Below are 2,311 nucleotides of genomic sequence, written 5' to 3' on the forward strand. Positions count from 1 at the left end.
AAGTCGCTTTAAATGCAGTTCAGGACAGAATTGGTAGAGAGAGTCATGTAAGATATTGAGTTCGCACATCTTGTTGTCTGATTATTGATTTTTGGTGAAACCATTTGATCATATGACAAGGTGTGCATCTACCTTAAATTGATGATTTTTATCTAAATCATCAGGGGATTCCTCAGAGCCAAGCAGGTTTAAAGCGCGATGAAATACATTATTTTAATTATCTTGGCAGGTGTTGTGCTGTCAGTTACCGCAAAAGTAGGAGTGTTGAACATGTTCCGCAGTAAACCCTATCCAGAGGTCTTTTTTGAGGGAGAATTGTTGGCCGTTGCAAGGCGATTAAAGCCCATGATATCGATAAAGCGAAAGAATTGGCGGAAAACCTGCCAGATATTGATGCTCACGGTAATGACCATTTTACTTCTATTAGCCTTTGCCGTCGCTGATACCAATATTCCAGCCATCAATATGTTGATGTCACTAGGGGCCGACCCTGCCGCCAAAATTGATGACGCCGTGATAGCCGGTACGGATGTTTCAGAAACGGTGGCGCATTTGGCAATGAGGCTTAAAACCACAGAGCCACTAAGAGCGATGTTGGAAGCTGGCATGGATACCGAAATAAAAAGAGGCAGTGGTACGCTGATTTTTGATGTACCGGACCTAGAAGACAATGACGCATTGAAACTGTTGGTTGAGTTTGGCGCGGATGTGAATGCTAGGGATGGTCTTGGTAAAACAGCTTTATTTAGATTTATTAATGTGATGTTTGATGAAGCGCTCTATCTCTTGGAGAACGGTGCGGACCCCTTTGTGATGAATAACTCGGGGATGACAGCGGCTTACTCGGTACAGGAAGAATTGAATAGTATGGATCAATCCACCGACGCGTATCAAAAAATGCTGAAAATTCAGCAAAAGATGATTGCGCTCGGTGTACAGTTTCCCGCTTTAACGCCATATGGTGAACGTTATCGATTAGATATTGTATGGTGTGACGACCCTGAGGGTTATTTAACACGCAGCGAGTGTAAGCTTGTGGGTGAAAATGAATTTCTAGCACCGCAATCAGACGCATCCAAACGGCAGGATGAAAAGATACTGCGAGAGCGTTATGGCATTGACGCCAATCTATAAGCGAGGCCTATAAGGTGTTAAAGGTAACAGCCATCGGAATAGGAATTGTGCTTTTGCTCTGGGTAGCAAAAGCCGGCGCTTTTAATCTATTTCGCAGTAAACCCTATCCAGAGGTCTTTTTTGAGGGGGGATTATTGGCCGTTGCCGAGGCGATTAAAGGCCATGATATCGATAGAGCGAAAGCATTAGCGGAAAAACTGCCAGATATTGATGCGCCAGGTCACGAGCATTTTACCCTGTTAGCCTTTGCCGTCGCTGATACCAATATTCCAGCCATCAAGATGTTGATGCGCTAGGGGCCGACCCTGCCGCCAAAATTGATGACGCTGTGATAGCCGGTACGGATGTTTCAGAAACGGTGGCGCATTTGGCAATGAGGCTTAAAACCACAGAGCCACTAAGAGCGATGTTGGAAGCTGGCATGGATACCGAGATCAAAAGAGGGAGTCGGTCTCTCATTTTCGATGCACCGATATTGGAAGAGAATGACGCGCTGAAATTATTGGTTGAGTTTGGCGCAAATGTAAATGCCAGAAACGGTTTAGGACAAACACCGCTATTAGATTTCATCAGAGTAAACATGGATGAAGTGCTTTATCTCTTGGAGAGCGGTGCCGATCCTTTTGTGATAGACAATGGTGGACTGAGTGCAGCCTATTCGGTTCAACAGTCACTAGATAGCATGGATCAATCCACCGACGCGTATCAAAAAATGCTGAACATTCAGCAGAAGATGATTGAGCTCGGTGTGCAGTTTCCCGTTTTAACGCCATATGGAGAGCGTTTTAGAAACAATATTGTGTACTGCGTTAAACCAAGAGGCTATCGCCCTCGCGAAGAGTGTGAAGAGGAAGGGACGCATCCTTATGAAAAACCGCAATCAGACGCATCCAAACGAGCGGATGAAAAGATACTACGAGAGCGTTATGGCATTGACGCTAAATTATAAATATTAAGACAGTCAGTGAGGCATTTTATATGGTAGATACGCATAAAAGTCCTTTTGAAGTATTGTCACAATCAAAAGATAAACTGTTTTATTTTATTTTTGACGTTGTGCAAAATCCCGAAGCCAGAACATTTTGGGAAGCGATGGTATCTGGAAACGATGTGGCATGGGAGTATCTATATCAGGGTACAGAGTATGCACACCTTATGGATGCCTCGCCACTAATCA

General features: G+C 44.2%; 3 protein-coding genes and 1 pseudogene. All 4 read left to right on the top strand.

Annotation, left to right across the window (positions count from 1 at the left end; genetic code table 11):
* The first annotated feature begins 270 nt into the window (after window positions 1-270).
* On the top strand, window positions 271-1,134 hold the full coding sequence (locus DZ54_RS23000; RefSeq protein ID WP_240474077.1) for an ankyrin repeat domain-containing protein: 864 nt from the start codon (window positions 271-273) through the stop codon (window positions 1,132-1,134).
* A gap of 53 nt (window positions 1,135-1,187) precedes the next feature.
* Window positions 1,188-1,430, top strand: coding sequence for a hypothetical protein (locus tag DZ54_RS26560; protein ID WP_240474078.1), 243 nt, complete (start codon window positions 1,188-1,190; stop codon window positions 1,428-1,430).
* Window positions 1,431-1,555: 125 nt separating this feature from the next.
* The gene (locus DZ54_RS26565; protein WP_240474079.1) at window positions 1,556-2,083 is read left to right on the top strand and encodes an ankyrin repeat domain-containing protein; all 528 of its coding nucleotides are present in this window, start codon (window positions 1,556-1,558) and stop codon (window positions 2,081-2,083) included.
* 29 nt (window positions 2,084-2,112) lie between these two features.
* Window positions 2,113-2,311 (top strand): annotated as a pseudogene (locus DZ54_RS23010) (DUF4123 domain-containing protein); the annotation flags it as partial.

Origin of the sequence: Salinivibrio socompensis S35 (assembly GCF_000513715.1) — a bacterium.
GTDB classification, from domain to species: domain Bacteria; phylum Pseudomonadota; class Gammaproteobacteria; order Enterobacterales; family Vibrionaceae; genus Salinivibrio; species Salinivibrio socompensis.

Excerpts from the sequence above, each read along its gene's own strand:
- DZ54_RS23000 (WP_240474077.1), top strand. The coding sequence starts at position 271 with ATGTTCCGCAGTAAACCCTATCCAGAGGTCTTTTTTGAGGGAGAATTG.
- DZ54_RS26565 (WP_240474079.1), top strand. The coding sequence starts at position 1,556 with ATGGATACCGAGATCAAAAGAGGGAGTCGGTCTCTCATTTTCGATGCA.